At 61.6% G+C, this 20,425-nt stretch carries 18 protein-coding genes and 1 riboswitch; of the genes, 12 read left to right on the top strand and 6 right to left on the bottom strand.

Translation table 11 applies throughout. The features are described from left to right. Positions 1–13: 13 nt before the first annotated feature. Entirely contained in the window at positions 14–772 is a 759-nt protein-coding gene (locus V7Q10_RS07695) for an EcsC family protein (RefSeq protein WP_333868490.1), read from the top strand. A gap of 65 nt (positions 773–837) precedes the next feature. On the opposite strand, the gene ptsP is transcribed toward V7Q10_RS07695, so the two are convergent. After that, the gene (ptsP, locus tag V7Q10_RS07690) at positions 838–3,084 is read right to left on the bottom strand and encodes a phosphoenolpyruvate--protein phosphotransferase (protein ID WP_333868489.1); all 2,247 of its coding nucleotides are present in this window, start codon (positions 3,082–3,084) and stop codon (positions 838–840) included. 162 nt (positions 3,085–3,246) lie between these two features. Between ptsP and V7Q10_RS07685 the strand changes: the two genes are divergently transcribed. Further along, positions 3,247–3,969, top strand: a complete 723-nt coding sequence (locus V7Q10_RS07685; protein WP_333868488.1) for a GGDEF domain-containing protein — start codon at positions 3,247–3,249, stop codon at positions 3,967–3,969. Positions 3,970–4,028: 59 nt separating this feature from the next. On the opposite strand, the gene V7Q10_RS07680 is transcribed toward V7Q10_RS07685, so the two are convergent. Both V7Q10_RS07680 and purD read right to left on the bottom strand, forming a co-directional pair. After that, positions 4,029–5,285 carry an aspartate kinase gene (locus V7Q10_RS07680; RefSeq protein WP_333868487.1) on the bottom strand — a complete coding sequence of 419 codons (1,257 nt, stop codon included), beginning with the start codon at positions 5,283–5,285 and terminating at the stop codon, positions 4,029–4,031. A 166-nt stretch (positions 5,286–5,451) separates the two neighbouring features. Next, positions 5,452–6,714: a phosphoribosylamine--glycine ligase gene (gene purD, locus V7Q10_RS07675; RefSeq protein ID WP_333868486.1), complete on the bottom strand. Its 1,263-nt coding sequence runs from the start codon at positions 6,712–6,714 to the stop codon at positions 5,452–5,454. A gap of 145 nt (positions 6,715–6,859) precedes the next feature. Between purD and xseA the strand changes: the two genes are divergently transcribed. Beyond that, complete coding sequence (xseA, locus tag V7Q10_RS07670; protein WP_333868485.1) at positions 6,860–8,419, top strand: exodeoxyribonuclease VII large subunit; 1,560 nt, start codon at positions 6,860–6,862, stop codon at positions 8,417–8,419. On the opposite strand, the gene V7Q10_RS07665 is transcribed toward xseA, so the two are convergent. Beyond that, positions 8,416–8,820 carry a hypothetical protein gene (locus V7Q10_RS07665; protein WP_333868484.1) on the bottom strand — a complete coding sequence of 135 codons (405 nt, stop codon included), beginning with the start codon at positions 8,818–8,820 and terminating at the stop codon, positions 8,416–8,418. The genes xseA and V7Q10_RS07665 overlap by 4 nt on opposite strands. Before the next feature lie 64 nt (positions 8,821–8,884). Next, on the bottom strand, positions 8,885–9,937 hold the full coding sequence (locus V7Q10_RS07660) for an alkane 1-monooxygenase (protein ID WP_333868483.1): 1,053 nt from the start codon (positions 9,935–9,937) through the stop codon (positions 8,885–8,887). A 104-nt stretch (positions 9,938–10,041) separates the two neighbouring features. Here V7Q10_RS07660 and ftsY point away from each other — a divergent pair, with 104 nt between their 5' ends. From ftsY to folE2, 6 genes are all read left to right on the top strand, one after another. Next, the gene (gene ftsY / locus V7Q10_RS07655) at positions 10,042–11,031 is read left to right on the top strand and encodes a signal recognition particle-docking protein FtsY (protein ID WP_333868482.1); all 990 of its coding nucleotides are present in this window, start codon (positions 10,042–10,044) and stop codon (positions 11,029–11,031) included. An 85-nt stretch (positions 11,032–11,116) separates the two neighbouring features. Beyond that, entirely contained in the window at positions 11,117–12,016 is a 900-nt protein-coding gene (locus V7Q10_RS07650; protein WP_333868481.1) for a DMT family transporter, read from the top strand. Further along, on the top strand, positions 12,016–12,615 hold the full coding sequence (locus V7Q10_RS07645; protein WP_333868480.1) for an inner membrane-spanning protein YciB: 600 nt from the start codon (positions 12,016–12,018) through the stop codon (positions 12,613–12,615). Before V7Q10_RS07650 ends, V7Q10_RS07645 begins: the two co-directional genes overlap by 1 nt. A 43-nt stretch (positions 12,616–12,658) precedes the next feature. Then, a riboswitch (SAM riboswitch) is annotated at positions 12,659–12,736 on the top strand. Between the two features lie 48 nt (positions 12,737–12,784). Then, positions 12,785–13,960 (top strand): O-succinylhomoserine sulfhydrylase, encoded by a 1,176-nt coding sequence (metZ, locus tag V7Q10_RS07640; RefSeq protein ID WP_333868479.1) that lies wholly within the window; start codon positions 12,785–12,787, stop codon positions 13,958–13,960. Next, positions 13,957–14,415, top strand: a complete 459-nt coding sequence (locus V7Q10_RS07635; RefSeq protein ID WP_333868478.1) for a GNAT family N-acetyltransferase — start codon at positions 13,957–13,959, stop codon at positions 14,413–14,415. The genes metZ and V7Q10_RS07635 overlap by 4 nt, the downstream gene beginning before the upstream one ends. A gap of 118 nt (positions 14,416–14,533) precedes the next feature. Then, positions 14,534–15,622, top strand: coding sequence for a GTP cyclohydrolase FolE2 (gene folE2 / locus V7Q10_RS07630; RefSeq protein WP_333868477.1), 1,089 nt, complete (start codon positions 14,534–14,536; stop codon positions 15,620–15,622). Positions 15,623–15,659: 37 nt separating this feature from the next. Here the strand turns inward: folE2 and V7Q10_RS07625 are convergent, their stop codons facing one another. Continuing rightward, the gene (locus V7Q10_RS07625; RefSeq protein ID WP_333868476.1) at positions 15,660–17,372 is read right to left on the bottom strand and encodes a serine protease; all 1,713 of its coding nucleotides are present in this window, start codon (positions 17,370–17,372) and stop codon (positions 15,660–15,662) included. Positions 17,373–17,580: 208 nt separating this feature from the next. Here V7Q10_RS07625 and V7Q10_RS07620 point away from each other — a divergent pair, with 208 nt between their 5' ends. From V7Q10_RS07620 to glyS, 3 genes are all read left to right on the top strand, one after another. After that, the gene (locus V7Q10_RS07620; RefSeq protein ID WP_333868475.1) at positions 17,581–18,519 is read left to right on the top strand and encodes a glycine--tRNA ligase subunit alpha; all 939 of its coding nucleotides are present in this window, start codon (positions 17,581–17,583) and stop codon (positions 18,517–18,519) included. Continuing rightward, a complete protein-coding gene (locus V7Q10_RS07615) occupies positions 18,516–18,992 on the top strand; it encodes a DUF6446 family protein (protein WP_333868474.1) in 477 nt (158 codons plus the stop codon). The genes V7Q10_RS07620 and V7Q10_RS07615 overlap by 4 nt, the downstream gene beginning before the upstream one ends. Next, positions 18,993–20,425 (top strand): glycine--tRNA ligase subunit beta (gene glyS / locus V7Q10_RS07610; RefSeq protein WP_333868473.1); only part of this gene is annotated, 1,433 nt, incomplete at its 3' end.

Here is a 20,425-nt window from a genome sequence, read left to right as displayed (position 1 = left end):
CCACATTGGCGGGATGAGCCAACTTCCTTCGATTGTGCCACCAGATCTTGAAGCTGACATCAGCGCTTTGGCGCAGGCCTATCTGCGTGCCAATGGTCCGGTGATGGCTTTGGTCAACCGCATTGGCGGCGGCGTAGAGGCGCAGATGGCGCGGTTGCCGCAAGGGGTGCGCCAGCAGATCGAGGCGACGGTGATTGTAGCGCTGACAGCGGCGTATGGGCTGGCGGGGCGGGCAGAGGAAGGCCCTGAGATTGGGCCGGGGGCTGCGAATTGGGCGGCGATTGCCACAGGGGCTGCGGGCGGGGCGGGCGGGCTGATAGGTTCGATTGTCGAATTGCCTTTAACGATCACCGTGTTTTTGCATGCGATTCGGGCTGAGGCGATCCGCGCAGGGTTTGACCCTGATGAGGCGGGGGTGCGGGCGGCCTGTCTGGAAGTTTTTGCCGCGGGCGCGCCTTTGCAAGAGGATGATGGTATCGACAGCGGCTTTGTCTCGGCGCGATTGACGCTGACGGGGCCTGCGCTGCAAAAGCTGATTGCGCGAGTGGCCCCCAGTTTGGCGGCGCGTTTGGGACAAAAGCTTGCGGCGCAATCGGTGCCGATTTTGGGGGCGCTGTCGGGGGCTGCGGTGAATGCAGCCTTTTTGCGCTATTACCGCGAGGTGGCGCGTATTCGCTTTGCGCTCATGCGGTTGGCCGAGCATAGCGGCGGCGAGGCGGTGGTGGCGGCTTTTGCCCGCGCGGTGCGGGCGCCGCAGGTGAGCAAGGCCTGAGCTTGGCCTTGGGGCTGGGACGCTCCGCGGGGGATATTTTTGCCAAGATGAAAGCGGCGGCGGGCTTAGATGCCTTGTTTTGCCAGCCAATCGGTGAGGGCGGGGCGGATGGTTCCGGCGCCGGCGCTGCGGGCGGTTTCGATCACGCTGCGGGCTTCGGCGAGGTCGATCTTGCGCAGCAGTTCTTTCACCGGACCGATCGAGGCGGGGCGCATCGAGAGGTGCCGCAGGCCGATGGCGGCAAAGGCCACGGCTTCGATCGGGCGGCCAGCGTCTTCGCCGCAAAATGACAGGCGGGTGTTGGAGGCGGCACAGCGCGCCACGATGAATTGCAAGAAGGTCAGGAAAGAGGCGTTCAGCGTGTCGTAGCGTTTGCGCACGCGTTCATTTTCGCGGTCAGCCGCAAAGAAGAACTGTTTGAGGTCATTGCCGCCGATGGAGATGAAATCGGCCATCTCGAAAAACGCATCGGGGGCATAGGCGAGCGAAGGGGTTTCCAGCATCGCGCCGATTTCCAGCCGTTCGGGGACCGGATGGCCGAGGCTTTTTTCGCGGTGCAATTCGCGCAGCATATGGCTGCGCGATTCGAGAAATTCGCCATGTTCGCTGACAAAGGGGAACATCACCGACAAGGGTCTGCCGGCCGAGGCGCGGATCAGGGCTTGCAGCTGCATCCGCAGCACGCCGGGTTTGTCGAGACCGACGCGGATGGCGCGCCAGCCCATGGCGGGGTTCGGCTCGTCTTGGGGTTTCATATAGGGCAGGACTTTATCCGAGCCGATATCAAGGGTGCGGAAGGCGACGGGGCGGCCCTTGGCGGCCTCGATCACGCGTTTGTAAAGCACAGCCAATTCGTCGCGGCGCGGCATATGGTTGCGCACCAGAAACTGCAATTCGGTGCGAAACAGCCCGACGCCTTCAGCGCCCGAGCCTTCGAGCGAGGGCAGGTCGGCCATCAGCCCTGCGTTCATTTGCAAGCCGATCCGAACGCCGTCGCGGGTGATTGCGGGCAGATCGCGCAGCGAGCTGTAGCGCTGCATCGCCTTGGCCTGCATGGCGATTTTGTCGCGGAAGGAGCGCGCCACGGTGTCTTCGGGGCGCAGATGCACCACACCTTGATCGCCATCGACCAAGATCGCATTGCCGTTCAGCGCCTCGTGGGTGATCTTTTCGGCATGGATCACCATCGGGATCGACAGCGCGCGCGCCACGATTGCGGCATGGCTGCCGACCGAGCCTTCTTCCAGCACCACGCCTTTCAGCTTGCGGCCGTATTCCAGCAATTCCGCAGGCCCGATGTTGCGCGCCACCAGCACCGGATTTTCCGGCATTTGCGCGCCGGTATCCTTGCCTTGGCCGGTCAGAATGCGCAGCAGGCGGTTCGACAGATCGTCAAGATCTTGCAGCCTTTCGCGCAGATAGGCGTCGGGCACCTGTTCCAGACGCGAGCGCGCGGCGGATTGTTCTTTTTCCACCGCAGCTTCGGCCGAGAGGCCCGAGGCGATGTCTTCTTCCATCCGGCGCAGCCAGCCGCGGGAATGGGCGAACATCCGGTAGGCTTCGAGCACCGCCTTTTGCTCTTTGTCCAGGCTTTCGGCTGCCAGCAGATCATCGACCGAGACGCGCAGCACCCCCACGGCTTCGCGAATGCGGTCCATCTCGAACAATGGGTCGTCGGCGACGGGATTGGTCACCACCACGCGGGGTTCGTGCAGCCAGACGCGGCCTTCGCAAGCCCCCTCTTGGCCGGTCGAGCCGCGAAACAGCACCGGTTGGCGGTGCAGCGCGCCGACGCTTTCGCCGTCCGAGGCAAAGGCCCCCAGCTCGGCCATTTCGGCAAGCACCATAGCGACGATTTCCAGCGCGTAGATCTCGTCTTCGGAATAGGCGCGCGCGTCTTTCGATTGCACCACCAGCACGCCCAGCTTTTCGCTGACGCGTTGAATCGGCACGCCAAGGAAAGACGAAAACAGCTCTTCGCCGGTTTCGGGCATATAGCGAAAGCCTTTTTCGCTGGGCGCGTCGGCGGTGTTGATTGGCAGGCCGGTTTTGGCGACACGGCCCACCAGCCCTTCACCCAGCTTCATCCGCGTCATATGCACGGCGGCTTTTTTCAGGCCCTCGGTCGCGCAAAGTTCCAGTGTGTCTCCGTCGCGAAACAGATAGATGCTGCAGACTTCGGTGCCGATGGAATCGGCGATCAGATGGGTGATCTGATCCAGCCGGTCCTGCCCCTGCGCCTTGGTGCCCAAAACATCCCGCAGGCGGCGGAGAAGTTTGCGGCTGTCGCTGTCTGTGCGTTCTGCGGGCATTGCTTGATCCAGTCAGGTCATTAGACCCTCTATAGGCGAGTTATACGGCAAAGGGGAGTGGGCAAAAGCCGCTAAAGCGTGGCTCTGGGCTTTGCACCGGCTGTTAAGGCTTTTGCGCTAGACTGGCGCTGGGGGATGGCGGCTGCAAGAGAGGGCGCGCGCATGATGCCACGGCTGGTTTCACGGCAAAGGGTGATGGTGCTGGCAGTGACGCTGGCCTGTACGATGGCGGCGGTAACGACGCTGATCAATGGCGCGCTGCTGGACCGCCAGATAGATCAAAGGTCGATTGTGCTGAACTTGATCCAAGTGCTGGGTTTGGGGTTTTGTCTGAGCTATCTGATGGGGCTAAAGCTGATGCAGCTGACGCTGGCCTCGCAAAAGCTGGAACAGATCGCCTCTTATGATTTTCTGACCGACGCGCTGACGCGGGCACGGTTCTTTGCGCAAATCGCGGCGCAACCAAATCTGCGCGGTGCGTTTTTGATTTTTGATATGAATGACTTCAAGCGCATTAACGACACGCTTGGCCATGCGGCGGGCGACCTTGCCTTGGTGCAGGTGGCGCAGGCGGCACGGCAGCATCTGGGGCCGCAGGATTATCTGTGCCGTTTGGGTGGGGATGAGTTCTTGGCGTTTTTCGCAAGGCTAGAACAGGCGCAAATTCATGCCCGTGCCCGTTCGATCGCGATGGAGATTACCGCCTGCACGGTGGGAAGCGGGGCGGCGGCAATCGGGCTTTCGGCAAGCTTTGGGCTTTCTGTGCTAGAGGCGGGGCAAGATATGGATGCCGCCATCGCCCTTGCCGATGCCGATCTTTATCGCGCCAAATCGATCCACCATCGCAGAAACCGAGGCCACCGCGCGCTGCGCTTGGCGCGCTAGGCAACAAAAAACCGCCCAACAGGGGGCTGTTGGGCGGTTTTTCAAAGAAAGATCGGGTTTTAGGCTTTTTCCAGCCCGAAAGCGTCATGAAGCGCCTGCACCGCAAGCTCCATATATTTGCGGTCGATCAACACCGAAATCTTGATCTCGGAGGTGCCGATCACTTTGATGTTGACGTTTTCTTTTGAGAGGGCTGCGAACATCTTGGCCGCAACGCCCGCATGCGAACGCATGCCGATGCCAACCACCGAGACCTTGGCGACTTCGGTATCGACCACCAGATCGTCATAGCTGATCACGCCCGAGGCGCGGGCTTCTTCCATCGCCTTTTGGGCGCGCGCCACCTGATTGACCGGGCAAGAGAAGGTCATATCGGTCACCGCAACCGTGCGATCGCCGACATCTTTTTCCGAGATGTTCTGCACGATCATATCGACGTTCACGCCGGCTTCGGCCAAGGGGCCAAAAATGGCCGAGGCGACGCCGGGGCGGTCCTCGACGGTGACAAGGGTCATTTTCGCTTCGTCGCGGCTATAGGCCACGCCCGAGACAACTTTCGATTCCATCAGCTCATCCTCGTCGCAGACCAAGGTTCCAGAATTCTCGTCGGTTTCCTCGAAAGAGGACAGCACCCGCAGCCGCACCTTATAGCGCATCGCAAGTTCAACCGAGCGGGTTTGCAGCACTTTCGCGCCCAAAGATGCCAGCTCGAGCATCTCTTCAAAGGCGATGCGGTCAAGTTTGCGCGCCTTTGAGGTAATGCGCGGATCGGTGGTATAGATGCCGTCCACGTCGGTGTAGATGTCGCAGCGTTCGGCGTCAAAGGCGGCGGCAAAGGCCACGGCGGTGGTGTCAGAGCCGCCACGGCCCAGCGTGGTGATGCGGCCTTCGGCCGAAACGCCTTGAAAGCCTGCAACCACGGCGACCTTGAAGCCTTCTTTGAACTTGGCTTCGATATTGTCGCGCGGGATGGAGACAAACCGCGCCGAGCTATGCGCCGAGGTGGTGTTGATCGGCACTTGCCAGCCTTGCCAGCTGCGCGCGGGGATATCCATTTCCTGCAAGCGCAGCGCCATCAGACCTGCGGTGACATTTTCACCGCTGGAGACCACGGCGTCATATTCGCGCGCGTCGTAAAGCTTGGAGGTGCCCTCGACAAAGCCAACCATCTTGTTGGTTTCGCCCGACATCGCCGAGACGATGACGATCACGTCATAGCCACGCGCCACCTCGGCCTTTACCTTTTGCGCGGCATTTTCGATGCGCGCCAGGTCGGCCACCGAGGTGCCGCCGAATTTCATCACGAGAACAGGCATCCGTTCCCCTCCGCCAAGGAATTTAAGGGCTTTCGTCGCGGCTTCTTTATGCGGCGGACCGCAGCTGTGCAAGGGCCTGTGATGCGCAAAACTTTGAAGCGTTGCTGCGGCGGGACTGGGGGGCCTCCGGCGGGGATATTTGGGCCAAGATGAAAGCGGCGGGCGGTTAAAGCGCGCGCCAGCCGATGTCTGAGCGGCAGAAGCCTTCGGGCCAATCGAGTTGGTCGATCATCGCATAGGCGCGGGCGCGGGCCTCGGCCAGAGTGGCGGCGCGGGCGGTGATATTGAGCACGCGGCCGCCGTTTGCGCAGATTTGGCCGTCTTTTTCGGCGGTGCCGGCGTGGAAGACCATCTGCTGGCTGGTGGCGGCGATGTGATCAAGGCCCTTGATCACCGAGCCTTTTTGATAGGCGGCGGGATAGCCCTTGGCGGCCATCACCACGGTGAGCGCATGGTCTTGCGCCCAATTGACCTGGGTGCGGTCAAGCCGGCCTTCGGCGCAGGCGAGCAGAAGGTCGAGCGCTTGGGCGCCAAGGCGCAGCATCAGCACTTGGGTTTCGGGATCGCCAAAGCGGGCGTTGTATTCGACAAGGCGGCCTTGACCGTCTTTGATCATCAAGCCGGCGTAGAGCACGCCTTGGTAGGGGGTGCCGCGGCGGGCCATTTCGGCGATGGTGGGCAGGATGATTTCGCGCATCGCCCGGTCGGCGATGGCATCGGTCAGCACCGGTGCGGGCGAATAGGCGCCCATGCCGCCGGTATTGGGGCCGGTGTCGCCATCGCCCACACGTTTATGATCTTGGGCGGTGCCGATGGGCAGGGCGTTGACGCCATCGGTCAGCACGAAGAATGAGGCTTCTTCGCCGGTCATGAATTCTTCGATCACCACCTCGGCGCCGGCGGCACCGAATTCGCCGCCGAACATATCGTCAATGGCGGCCAGAGCCTCGGCTTCGGTCATCGCCACGATGACGCCTTTGCCGGCGGCCAGACCGTCGGCCTTGACCACGATCGGCGCGCCCATTTTGCGGATATAGGCTTTGGCAGGCTCTGCGGCATCAAAGCGGGCATAGGCGGCGGTGGGGGCGCCGCAGGCGTCGCAGATGGCTTTGGTAAAGCCCTTGCTGGCTTCGAGTTGGGCGGCTTGGGCGCTGGGGCCAAAGGTCAGGATCCCTGCGGCGCGGGTGGCATCGGCGACGCCTGCGGCCAGCGGGGCTTCGGGGCCGATGATCACGAAATCAATCGCGTTATCTTCGCAAAACCCCACCACCTCGGCGGCGTTCAGGGGGTCAAGATCGGCGCATTCGGCCAGCATAGCGATGCCTGCATTGCCCGGAGCCACGATCAGGCGATCGGTTTTCGGGTTTTGTTTCACCGCCCAAGCCAGCGCATGTTCGCGCCCGCCACTGCCAAGGATCAGAATATTCATCGGCGTCCCCTTTGAACTTTGCTTTGCGCCTCATAGGCACATGCCGCCCGCGAGGCAAGCAAAGCTCGCATCGGCGGCGCCTTGGCTCTGGCCCTTGGCGGCGGGCTTGGTTAGGCTGATGCGGGAGCAACAGGGGCAGCAGCAGATGAGTGATCTATTTGAAGACGGGCCGCTGGTGTCGAATGCGCCCGAGTTTTCGGTCTCGGAGCTGTCGGGTGCTGTGAAAAAGGTGATCGAGGGCGAATTTGGTCTGGTGCGGGTGCGCGGCGAAGTGGGGCGGGTGTCGCGGCCAGCTTCGGGGCATTTGTATTTCGCGCTGAAGGATGATCGCGCCAGTCTTGATGCGGTGTCTTGGAAGGGTCAGGTCGCCAAGATGCAGACCCGCCCCGAAGAGGGGATGGAGGTCATCGCCACTGGCCGCATGACCACCTTTCCCGGTCAGTCGAAATATCAGCTGATTGTCGAAGATGTAGCACCCGCCGGGGCTGGCGCGCTGATGGCGATGCTGGAAAAGCGCAAGGCGGCTTTGGGCGCAGAGGGGCTGTTTGACCCTGCCCGCAAGCAGCCGATCCCCTATTTGCCGCAGGTGATCGGGGTGGTGACCTCGCCTTCGGGTGCGGTGATTCGTGATATTTTGCACCGGCTGCGCGACCGCTTTGCGCGCCATGTGCTGATCTGGCCGGTGGCGGTGCAGGGTCAGGCCTGCGCGGCAGAGGTTGCCGCCGCCATTCGCGGGTTCAATGCGATTGAACCGGGGGGGGCAATTCCGCGCCCCGATCTGATTATTGTGGCGCGCGGTGGTGGCAGTCTGGAAGACCTGTGGGGCTTTAACGAAGAGATCGTGGTGCGGGCGGTGGCGGCCAGCCGCATCCCGCTGATCTCGGCGGTGGGGCACGAGACCGATACCACGCTGATCGACTATGCCGCCGATCTGCGCGCGCCGACGCCGACGGCTGCGGCAGAGCTTGCGGTGCCGGTGCGGCTGGATCTGGTGGCGGCGCTGGAGGCCTTGGGCGCGCGGCAAGCGCGGGGCTTGGCGCAGGGCATCAGCCTGCGCGGCCAGCGTCTGCGCGATCTGGCCCGCGCCTTGCCTCGGCTGGAAAGCCTGCTGGCCCAGCCAAACCAGCGCTATGATGCCGCCAGCCTGCGCTTGGCCGGCGCGCTGAGCATGGCGGCGACGCGCAAACGCGCGGGCTTTGCGGCAACCGCAGCGCGGTTGCGGCCTGCGGCGCTGCTGACGCTGATTGCGCATAAGGGCGAGCGGATGCAGACCCAAGCCGACCGGCTGTCTGCTGCACAGAGGCGCAGGCTTGAACGCCATGCCGACCGCGCGGCCAATCTGTCAAACCGGCTTGCGCCTGCGCTGTTGCGGCTGATCGCAGATGCAGCCCGCAAAACTGCCGAGGGCCGCACGGCACTTGCGCAGCTGGATGCCCGCCTGCAAACCGCGCCTGCGCAGCGCTATGATCGGTTGCGCCAGCGGCTTGACGCGCTTGACCGCATCCGCAGCACATTGGGCTATGCCGAGACGTTGAAGCGTGGTTATGCCGTCGTGCGCGGCGATGGCCATGTCGTCACCTCCAAAGCCGCCGCCGAAGCAGCCGTCAGCTTGGAAATTGAATTTGCCGATGGTCGCTTGGGCTATGCCAAGCCTGTCGTAAAGCGCAGCAAATCCGAAGGTCCTGATCAGGGCAGCCTGTTCTAAACGCCCACCTCTGGCCCCAAGCAGCGCAGCGGCTCTGAGGATTGCGCCACCTCTGACAGGGTATCGATGCCGTCAGAGCCCAAGAATTGCGCCTGCAAGCCCTTGGCACCTTTGAAAAACAACCAGCACTGTGGCGCACTTGGGTCTTCGTAGACAAAGCAAATCTGCGCATCTTGGGCGTACCAATAGCCCTCGCGGCATTGGTCTTGGGTAAAGGCCCAGATCACCCGACGTCCAGGGAGATATGCCTCGGTGCCGTAAATCTGGCCAGCCGCGGCGTAGGTCAGCGTCCGGCCGGTGACATAGGCATCGAATTCCGGCCCCGTCACTGGCAGGCCAAGGTCTTGTGCCGCAAGCGGCAGGGCAATCAGGGCACAAAGGCCAAGCAGGGCAGGGCGCATCACAACCTCCATCTGCGCGCAGATTGCCGCGTTTTGGCTTAAAAAACCAGCCCCGCAGCAAGGCTCAGGCGGGCTTGCGCCAAGCCGCCAGACGCGGCGCGATCGCGCGCCGCCATAACGGCGGTGCCAATGCTATCATGCAGGCCAGCGGCAGCGACCAGGGCAATCGGGGTGCCGCTTCGGGCGCAGGCAAGCGCAGCGCGGGATAGGGTCGGGCGGGATGCGCGTGATGGTCCGAATGGCGCGGCGCGTTCAGCATATAGGCGCTGGAAAACCACTGCGGCGCGTTCCAGCTGTGCGCAATTCCCACCGGCTCTAACCGCCCATCGGCGCGGCGCGCCCGCATCAAGCCATAATGCTGCACATAATCCGACAGCATCAGCTGCGCCTGCGCGTGCAAGGCCAAAGCCGCCCAAGCCATCAGCCCCCAGATCCCCGCAATCGCAAACCCCATCCCGAGGCAGGCCGAGGCCGCCATGACATACACCAGATAAGGATGCATCCCCGCCTTGCCGCGGGCGCGCAATTCGGTTTCAGCCGCCCAACCCTTGGCAAAACTGCCGACCCAAGCCCGCAGGAAGAACCGATAATACCCCTCCCCAGCGCGGGCGGTATTGGGGTCGTCAAGGCTGGCGGCATGGCGGTGATGCACCAAGCGATGCGCCGAGGTATGGTGCCCAAACAGCAACAGGCAATAGACCGCAGCCCCCAGACGAAACAGCCAGCGGTTGCCACGGTGGATCAATTCATGCGCGGTTGCATTCGCCACCTGCCCCAGCCACAGCCCGGTGCCAAAAAACAGCGCAGTCTTGGCGGGCAGCGAAAGCTCGGACCCTGTCAGCGCCCAAACCGTTGCCGGCATCAGCAAAACCGCGCCACAAGCCAAAGCCACCAACAGCAGGTCTGCGGCGGGAAACTCTGCCGCCTCGGGCGCATCCGCCTGCCCCGTGCCAAAGGCTGCCATACGGTCCAGCCCTGCGGCCAAGACCGTCATATAAATCAGGCCCGCCGCAGCCCAAAGCCCGCCTGCCCAAATCGCAAGCGCAAACAAAGCCAGCGGCGCCAGCGTCGCCACAGCAAAGACCACCGGAAACAGACCAAACGTTTTACCCATCATCCGCCCAATCTAGCATCAGTTTTCCATTCTGCCAGCACCCTCAGGCCTTCCCATAAGCCGCGCAATTGACTAGGTGAAAAGAAACCCCTGCGACCGGAGAGCCCATGTCCTTTTTCAAAAAGCTGAAAGACCGGATGTTCCGCTCGTCCGACAAGCTGGGCGAAGGCCTCGATGCTTTGATCGCAGCGCCCGATCAAACCGCCGCCGCGCCGGAAAAATCCGGTCTGCTGGCCCGGCTGATCCCCAGTGCCGAAGCGCCGCGCCGGGTGATGGACGACGCCATGCTGGAAAGCCTGGAAGAGGTGCTGATCGCCGCCGACATGGGCGTGCAAACCGCCACCCGCCTTGCGGCCAATATCGCCGAGGGCCGCTTTGGCAAACGCATCTCGACCGCCGAATTGCGCAGCGCCTTGGCCGATGAAATCACCCGCATCATGACGCCGGTTGCCAAACCGCTGCCGCTTTACCCGCAAAAACCGCAAGTGGTGCTGGTGGTCGGGGTCAATGGCTCGGGCAAAACCACCACCATCGGCAAGCTCGCCTCGCAGTTCAAAGCCGCCGGAAAATCCGTGGTCATTGCCGCAGGCGATACCTTTCGCGCCGCCGCAGTAGAACAGCTGCAAGTCTGGGGCAGCCGCGCCGGCGTGCCGGTGCTGACCGCCCCCGAGGGCTCTGATCCCGCCTCGCTGGCCTTTGACGCCTTCACCCGCGCGCGTGCCGAGGGCGCGGATCTCTTGCTGATCGACACCGCAGGCCGCCTGCAAAATCGCCAAGACCTGATGGAGGAACTCTCCAAAATCGTCCGCGTCATCCGCAAGGTCGATCCCGCAGCGCCGCATAATACCCTGCTGGTGCTGGATGCCACCACTGGTCAGAACGCGCTGAACCAAGTCGAGATTTTCCGCAAAATCGCTGATGTCTCCGGCCTTGTGATGACCAAACTCGACGGCACCGCCAAGGGCGGCGTGCTGGTGGCTTTGGCCGATAAATTTGGCCTGCCAATCCATGCCATCGGTCTGGGCGAGCAAATCGAAGACCTCTCGCCCTTCGATCCCGCAGATTTCGCCCGAGCACTTGTCGGTCAAATCGACTAAGCCTTTCATCTTGGCCTCAATATCCCACGGGGGTCCGGGGGTGTGAAACCCCCGGCCTTAGCCCCAGACACCGCGAAAAGGCATTATGGCAAACTGGCTGATTTCCATCGAAGGCACGCTTCAGGGCCGCCATGTCGCCCTTGGCCTCGCGCTTTTGGCGGCCATCTTGCACGCCCTTTTCGGCGCGCTGCAAAAGGGCCGACACGACCCTTGGCTGACCCGCGCTGCAATTGATATCTGCTATGGGCTGATGGCTTTGCCCTTTGCGCTCTTTGTGGTGCCTTGGCCCGAGCCACATATGTGGGCGATCTTTGCCGGCGCTTGGGTCATCCACAGCGGCTATAAAGTGCTGCAAGCCATGACCTATACCCGCGGCGCCTATACGGTGGTCTATCCGGTGGTGCGCGGCACCGGGCCTTTGTTCACCGTGCTGGTCGCAGGCGTGGTCTTTGCCGAACACTACCAGCCGCTGCAATGGTTTGGCGTCGGGCTGCTGACCTCTGGCATCTTTGGCCTTGCGCTTTACAACATGCGCAACCTGACGCTGGAACGTGACACGCTGATCTCGGCCTTGGGCTTTGCGGTGCTAACCGGCGCCTTGGTCGCGGCCTATACCACCTATGACGCTTGGGGCATTCGCGCCACCGCCAACCCCTTTACCTTTCTGGCTTGGTTCTTTCTGATCGACTGCTTCACCATGCCGCTGATCTCGCTCAAACGCCTGCGCGCCACGGCAGGGCCTGATCTGATCCCGCTGTTCAAACGTGGGCTGCTGGGGGCCTTTGTGGCGTTTTTCTCTTTCGGCTCGATCATGCTGGCGACACGGCTTGATCGCGTTGGCGAGGCCGCGGTCTTGCGCGAAACCTCGACGGTTTTTGCAGCCCTGATCGGCTGGCTTTTGCTAAAGGAAAAGGTAGGGCTGGCGCGTGCCCTGTTGATGGGGCTAATTGCGCTGGGCGCAGTGGTAATGGAAATGGCAGGCTGATGAGCACGCAGAAAATCTCGACCTCGCTGAAACTCGGTCTGGAACTTGGCCCGATTGTCTTGTTCTTCGCGGGCTTTCGCTTTTTCAAAGATCGCAGCTTTAGCATCTTTGGCACCGACTATTCCGGCTTTATCGTGATGACGGCGTTGTTTGTACTGATGATCGTGGTCTCGACCGGTATTTTGTGGCGTCTGACGGGCACCATCTCGAAAATGCAGCTGATGACCTTGGTCTTGGTCGTGGTGATGGGGGGGCTGTCGGTTTATTTCAACGACGATCACTTTATCAAAATGAAGCCGACCCTGCTTTATCTTGCTTTCGGCGGCGTGCTGGGTTTTGGCCTGCTGCGCGGCCAATCCTACCTGAAACTGGTGATGGAAGAGGCGCTGCCCTTGCAGCCCGAGGGCTGGATGATCCTGACCCGCAGGTTGTGCGGCTTCTTTTTCGCGCTGGCGCTGACCAACGAGCTGGTCTGGCGGATTTTTTCCACCGAGACTTGGGTGACCTTTAAAACCTTTGGTCTGACGCTGGCGATGTTTGGGTTTTTCATGGCGCAGGCCAAGGTGCTTGACCGTTACGGCATCAAGGATCAGGCCTGAAGCTGGCGCAAGACGGCGTTGACCTTTGCACGGCGTCGCGCTATCGCTCGCCTGTGGCGCTTTGATACCAGATTGCGGGCCACGTTAAACATTCCGCTAAAAGGGTCAGGGCCCTTGCCCCGAAGCCCTTTGGTTTCGGGGTTTTTCTTTGTTTATAAGGGCTGGCAGGATGACAAAAGACTGGAAAACGCGCACCAAGCTTGTGCACGAGGGTTCGCGCCGCAGCCAATATGGCGAGATGGCCGAGGCGATCTTTTTGACCCAGGGCTTTGCCTATCCTACCGCTGAATCCGCCGAATCGCGCTTTGTGCAGGCGGGCGAGGATGAGTTCATCTATGCCCGCTATGGCAACCCGACCACCCGCATGTTCGAAGACCGTATTGCGGCACTCGAGGGTTGCGAAGATGCCTTTGCCACGGCTTCGGGCATGGCGGCGGTGAATGGTGCGTTGACGTCGATGCTGCGGGCGGGCGATCATGTGGTGTCGTCGCGGGCGCTGTTTGGCTCGTGCCTGTATATTCTGGAAGAGGTGCTGACCCGCTACGGCGTGCATGTCAGCTTTGTCGACGGCGAAGATCTGGACCAATGGCGCGCTGCCATCACGCCGGCGACCAAGGCGGTGTTTTTCGAATCGATGTCGAACCCGACGCTGCAACTGGTGGATATCAAGGCGGTGGCCGAGATTGCCCATGCCAATGGCGCGCTGGTTGTGGTGGATAACGTCTTTGCCACCCCGATCTTTTCCCGCGCGGTCGAGCAGGGCGCGGATGTGATTGTCTATTCCACCACCAAACATGTCGACGGGCAGGGGCGGGCCTTGGGCGGGGTGATCTGTGGCAGCAAGGACTTTATCCGCAAGGTGGCCGAACCTTATCTAAAGCACACCGGCGCCGCGATGAGCCCCTTTACCGCTTGGATCATGCTGAACGGCATGGCAACGCTGGATCTGCGCTGCCGTGCGATGGCAGATTCGGCGCTGAAAATCGCCCAAGCGCTGGAGCAAAACCCCGCCGTGGCCAAGGTAATCTACCCCGGCCTTGCCTCGCACCCGCAGCATGCGCTGGCGATGGCGCAGATGGGGTCGGGCGGCACTTTGGTGGCTTTTGAGATCAAGGGCGGCAAAGAGGCTGCATTCAAATTCTGCAACGCTTTGGACATCATCAAGATTTCGAACAATCTGGGCGACGCCAAAACCATTGCCACCCATCCCGCCACCACCACGCATCAGCGTCTGCCGCAGCCGCAAAAAGACGCGCTGGGCATCACCGGCGGGCTGATCCGGCTTTCGGTTGGCTTGGAAGATGCGGGCGATTTGATTGCAGAGCTGACCGCCGCCTTGGCATGATCGTTAGGGCCTATCAGCCAGAAGATGCCGATGCCCTGGCGCAGATCTTTTATGACGCGGTTCGCATTGGGGCCGCGCCCTATTATGCCACAGCACAGTTGCAAGCTTGGGCCCCGCAGCGCCCTTCGGCCGCGGTTTGGACGGCGCGGCTGACAGGGCTTATCTGCTTTGTCGCCTGTGATCCGCAGCCTGTGGGATTTATGGCTTTGCGGGCTGATGGCTATCTGGATCTGGCCTTTGTGGCGCCCGCGCAACAGCGTCGCGGTGTGGCAAGCCTGCTGCATCAAGCCGTGCTGACCCATGCGCAGGGCTTGGGGCTGCGGCTGTTAACCACCGAATCAAGTCTTGCCGCGCAGGGGTTTTTCGCGGGCAAAGGCTGGCAAACCCTTGCCCGCCAAAGCGTGCAGCGCCACGGGCAAGCGATTGAAAATTTTCGCATGCAGCGTGAAATCTAAAGATAAATTCACCCAGCTTTAATCCAATGTCGTCTTTGCCGCGTATCCGTTCGGTAAGGCTTGGGTTAGGGGGCTGCTTCCCCTATATTGAAGGTCTGCAACCTTTGGGGGCGCTGCCATGAACATTCATATGACGGATCGCGATTATAATCCCGGTCGGGAAGAGGCAGAGGCGGCTTTGGCCACCCTGCGGCTTTGGGCTGCGCGCGCCTCTGATGCAGAGATTGTGGCGCTGGCGCCCGAAGCGGGTGCCTTGGTGGGCGGCGGCTATCCGGTGATGTCGCGCGAATATCCCAGCGATTTTATCGCTGATGACATTTACAAAGACAGCATGCCCGACCTGCAAAACGGCCCTGCCAGCCTGATCGTGGGCGCCAAGCAGACCATCCAGCACGTTGGCATTTCAAACTTTCGTCTGCCGATCAACTATCGCACCCGCGACAATGGCCCGCTGACGCTGGAAACCTCGGTCACGGGCACAGTCAGCCTTGAAGCCGAGAAAAAAGGCATCAACATGAGCCGGATCATGCGGTCGTTTTATGCGCATGCGGAACGTGATTTCTCGTTTGGCGTGATTGAACACGCGCTGGAAGATTACCTGACCAACCTTGGGTCTTTTGACGCCCGCATTCAGATGCGCTTTTCCTTTCCGATGAAGGTCGGCTCGCTGCGTTCGGGGCTGTCGGGCTGGCAGTATTACGACATCGCTTTGGAATTGGTCGATGTGGCAGGCCTGCGCACGCGGATCATGCACCTTGATTTCGTCTATTCCTCGACCTGCCCTTGCTCGCTCGAGCTCTCGGAACATGCGCGCCAAACCCGTGGGCAAATGGCGACGCCGCATTCGCAACGCTCGGTGGCGCGGATTTCGGTGCAGGTTCAGGGCGACACCTGCCTGTGGTTTGAAGACCTGATCGAACTGGCGCGCTCTGCGGTGCCAACCGAAACCCAAGTCATGGTGAAACGCGAAGACGAGCAGGCCTTTGCCGAGCTGAACGCCGCCAATCCGATCTTTGTCGAGGATGCGGCGCGCAGTTTCTGTGCGGCCTTGCAATCCGATCCCCGCATTGGCGATTTTCGGGTTGTGGCCAGCCATCAAGAAAGCCTGCACAGCCATGATGCGGTCTCGGTGCTGACGGTTGGCGAAACCTTTGCGGCGACCTCATTGGACCCCAAACTTTTCGCCAGCCTTTATCATGTTGGCTAAAAGATCTGGGCGGGGTTATCCCCGCCCGATCAAGGCTTTAATCCCAGCAAGACACCAGCACCGTCATGCCCATGCCTGCGGCAGACAAAGCGTCAGGCGTGGCAATCTCGGACATATCGCTCATCTGCGCTGAAATCCCTGCCGCCAGCAGGGCTTGGGCAATCGCTGGGGCTTGCACGGCAAAGGCCACGCCTTCGGGCAAGACTTTGGCCCCGGTTTTCACCCCCGCCAAAACCATGCCAATCACCGACCCTGTCGCATCCAGCACCGGCCCGCCCGCATCGCCGGGCAGCAAGGGCAGGCTTAGACGCGCGACACCCGCCTCGCCATTCAGCCCCACGGTTTCGGCCAAACTGCCCAGCGTCAGAACGGGTGCTGGCAGCTTGCCTTCATAGGAATAACCCGCGACGGAAATCTGCGCGCCCGCGCGGGATGGGCCCGCTTGCAGGTGGGCAAAGACCTCGGGGGCTAGGGCCTGTTTGGGGCGCAGGATCGCCAAGCCCGAACTTGCATCTTGCGCCAGAACTGCGGCCTCGGTGTCGGTGTCAATCGTCACCCGCGCGCATTGCGCCACGGCTTCAATCGTTGTCACGACATCGCCCTTGGCATCGACATAAAAGCCCGAGCGTGACAGCTTGGGCATCTTTACCTCCAGCCCCGACAGCAGGCCTGCGCGCGCGGTGTCGTCCAGTGGCACAAGGCCCGGGTCCAGCGCCTTGGCGCCGGTCGAGGCAAAGCTGGCCTGCATCAGCGGCAAAATCCGCGCCATCCGCGCCGCATCTGCTGGCTTCCACACCACCAGATAGCCCTTGACCGCGCCGTCTTTCAGCTCGGCATAGGCATAGCTTTCCACGCTATCCGAGGCAGCGTTGATGCTGAAGCTGCGCTCGCCTCTGCTGCGCGCGCCGTCTGCTGGCACCACTTCCAGCGTTTGCAAGATATCATAAAGCCCGAACAGCGTCGCTTTATCGCCGGGTTCCGAGATGAGGATCACCCGCAGATCAGATCCATTTTTGGCGCTGAAATGCACGAAGGGCGGTTCGTAGTGGTCAAATTGCAGCATCGCCATTGGCAGGGTCATAGCGACACCTGCCTCGGCTTCGGCCATATATTCAAAGCCAAAGCCCGCCAACTCGGCCTGATGATCGCCGCTGAGGCGGCCGCGTTGCAGGGTCGAGAGAACGCCTGTTGGCTCGAGCCCCGCATTTTGCTGCCAAGCCGCAATCGCGCCACGCGTCCCTGCTCCAAAAGAGCCGTCGATCTTGCCCGCATAAAACCCGTACCAGGCCAGCGCCTGTTGCAGTTCTTTGCGATCATCGCGCGACAGCGCGGCCTCGGTTGCCTGCGCTTGGGCCAAGGTCTCGACATCGATTTCGATTTCGATTTCGACCTCGGGTGCGGGCGCGGCCACTACATTGGCTTCGGCCTCGGGGGCTGCCATGGCTTGCGGCGCGGTTTCTAGGAGGACGCTGGCCTGACCCACTGGCCAGAACTGCTGCTGATGGCGGCTGCCGTCGGTGATGAAACTGTCACGCGGGATCAGGCCTTGCCGTCTGAACTCTGACAGCTTGCCCGCCGCCTCTGCTGGAGCATAAGGGCCCAAGGTCACGGCATACCATCCCGCGGCAATCTGAAATCCAGCAACGTCAGGCATCGTGCCCGCGTAGGCCTGCGCCCGATCTTGCGCGGCGCGCAGCGTCGGCAAAGCCTCGACTTGCAGCCAAGCTTGCTGCTGGGCAAGGGCTGGCATAAGGCCGCCAAAAAGGGTCAAAAACACTAGGGTCAAAACTCGAAATATCATAAATACGTCCATCTTTTTCTTTGCGCCGCAGCCACTTTGACGCAAACCTAACCAAAGCCACAGAAAGTTGCACCCGCTTTTGTCTGCAATCAGCTGCGCCGCATTGACCCTTGGCTCTGTCTTGCCTATGGAAAGGCTGCATTTCAAGAGGTCTGGTATGGCGCACGCATCCAAAGCACCACAAAGCTTTCAGGAAATTATCCTGCGGTTGCAAAACTATTGGGCCGATAAGGGCTGCGCGATTTTGCAACCCTATGACATGGAGGTCGGGGCAGGCACCTTCCACCCCGCGACCACGCTGCGCAGCTTGGGTTCCAAGCCATGGGCTGCGGCCTATGTGCAACCCTCGCGCCGCCCCACCGATGGCCGCTACGGTGAAAACCCCAACCGTTTGCAGCATTACTACCAGTATCAGGTTATCATCAAACCTTCGCCACCCGATATGCAAGACCTCTACTTGGGCTCGCTGGCCGCGATTGGCATTGACGCCAGCCTGCATGACATCCGCTTTGTCGAAGATGACTGGGAAAGCCCAACGCTGGGCGCTTGGGGCTTGGGCTGGGAGGTTTGGTGCGACGGCATGGAAGTGTCGCAGTTCACCTATTTCCAACAAGTTGGCGGCCATGATTGCCATCCGGTTTCGGGCGAGCTGACCTATGGGCTGGAACGGCTTGCGATGTATGTTTTGGGCGTTGATCATGTGATGGACATGCCCTTCAACAACCCACAGTCGCCAATCGCGCTGACCTACGGCGATATTTTCCGCCAGACCGAAGAAGAATATTCGCGCCACAACTTTGACGGCGCTGATACCGCGCAGCTGTTGCGCCATTTCGAGGATGCCGAGGCCGAGTGCCAGCGCCTGCTGGATTTCCCGCCGCTTGATCCAAAGACCGGCAAGACCATCATCATGGCGCATCCGGCCTATGACCAAACCATCAAGGCCAGCCATCTGTTCAACCTGCTTGACGCACGCGGCGTGATTTCTGTGACCGAACGCCAAGCCTATATCGGCCGTGTGCGTGCATTGGCCAAGAAATGCGCCGATGCCTTCCGGCTGACCGAAGCGGGCCGCGATGCCGAGGTGGCCCAGTGAATGGCAAACTTGTCGCGGGGTTTATCGTGATCGTCGGGGCCGTCGCGGGCGTTGCGATGTATTACCTGCAAGAATACGCCTATTACACCAAGGCCGTGTTCAAGCCGGGGGCCGAAATCGCCTTGACCCTGATCAGCTCGGGCCAGCCCGAAGCGATCTTGGCCGAAGGTGTCGAAGGCATCGACGCCGACAGCTCGCCGCTGCGGTTTCGCGCCTGTTTCCACACGCCGCTGACCCAAGCCATGCTAAGCGAGACCTATCAGGCCTATCAAGGCGCTGTGCCGCTGATCGCGCCCTCGTGGTTTGACTGCTTTGATGCCGCCAAAATCGGCGCCGCGCTGGAAAATGGCGAAGCCCTCGCCTTTCTGTCGCAATCCAACATCGCCCCTTCTGTTGACCGCGTTGTCGCCGTCTTTCCCGATGGCCGCGCCTATGCATGGCACCAAATTCACCCCGGAGCCGAGGTTCAATAAATGTCCGACCTGCTGATCGAACTCTTCTCCGAAGAAATCCCCGCCCGCATGCAACTGCGCGCGCGCGAAGACCTGAAATCCTTGATCACCAATGGCTTGGTCGAGGCGGGTTTGACCTATGCTTCGGCGGGCGCCTTCTCGACCCCGCGCCGCCTGACCCTGTCGATCGAAGGCCTAAGTCAACACTCGACCCCCACGCGCGAAGAGCGCAAAGGCCCCAGCGCCAGCGCCCCTGCGGCCGCCATCGACGGCTTTTTGCGCGCCACGGGCCTGACGCTTGATCAGCTGGAACGCCGCGCCGACAAAAAGGGCGAGACGCTTTATGCCGTGATCGAAAAGCCCGGTCGCGCCGCACCCCAGATCATCGCCGAGGTGCTAGAGCGCACAATCCGCAGCTTCCCTTGGCCGAAATCCATGCGCTGGGGCACAGGCTCGCTGCGCTGGGTCCGCCCGCTGCATTCGATCCTCTGCATCCTGTCAGACGAGGGCGGCACCGACATCGTGCCGCTGACGCTTGACGGTCTGCAGACCAGCAACACCACCGCAGGCCACCGCTTTCTGGCGCCAAACCGCTTTTCTGTCACCAGCTTTGACGACTACGCCGGCAAACTCAAACGCGCCCATGTCGTGCTTGACAGTGCCGAGCGCGAGGCCGCCATCCTGCAAGGCGCGCAGAACCTTGCCTTCGCCGCGGGCATGGAACTTGTCGCCGATGACAAATTGCTGACCGAAGTCGCAGGCCTTGTCGAATGGCCGGTGCCGCTGATGGGCCGCATCGACGACGCCTTTTTGGCGCTGCCACCCGAGGTGCTGCAAACCTCGATGCGCGAACATCAAAAGTTCTTCTCGACGCGCAACCCCAAAACCGGCCGCATCGAAGGCTTTGTCACCGTCGCCAATACCGAACCCGCCGACCACGGCGCCACCATCCTTGCCGGCAACCAAAAGGTGCTGTCGGCGCGGCTGTCAGATGCGAAATTCTTCTGGGAAAACGATCTGCGCGTGGCCCGCGCCGGCATGACCGAATGGCTTGATGGCCTGAACGCCGTCACCTTCCACAACAAACTTGGCAGCCAGTCCGACCGCATCGCCCGCATCGCCGCCCTTGCGCGCGAAATCGCCCCCTTGGTCGGTGCCGACGCCGACCTCGCCGAACAGGCCGCCCGCCTTGCCAAAGCCGATCTGCGCTCGGCCATGGTCGGTGAATTCCCCGAACTCCAAGGCCTGATGGGCATGTATTACGCCCGTGCAGCCAACCTGCCCGAGGCTGTGGCGCTGGCCGCCCGCGACCACTACTCCCCCCTCGGCCCCACCGACAGCGTGCCAACCGATCCGGTTTCCGTCGCCGTGGCGCTGGCCGACAAACTCGACACCCTCACCGGCTTTTGGGCCATTGATGAGAAACCCACCGGCAGCAAAGACCCCTTCGCCCT

Source organism: Cypionkella sp. (genome assembly GCF_036782355.1).
In the GTDB taxonomy this organism is placed as follows: Bacteria; Pseudomonadota; Alphaproteobacteria; order Rhodobacterales; family Rhodobacteraceae; genus Cypionkella.
The sequence above is the reverse complement of the archived record's forward strand: the minus strand, read 5'-3'. Positions and strand labels throughout refer to the sequence as shown.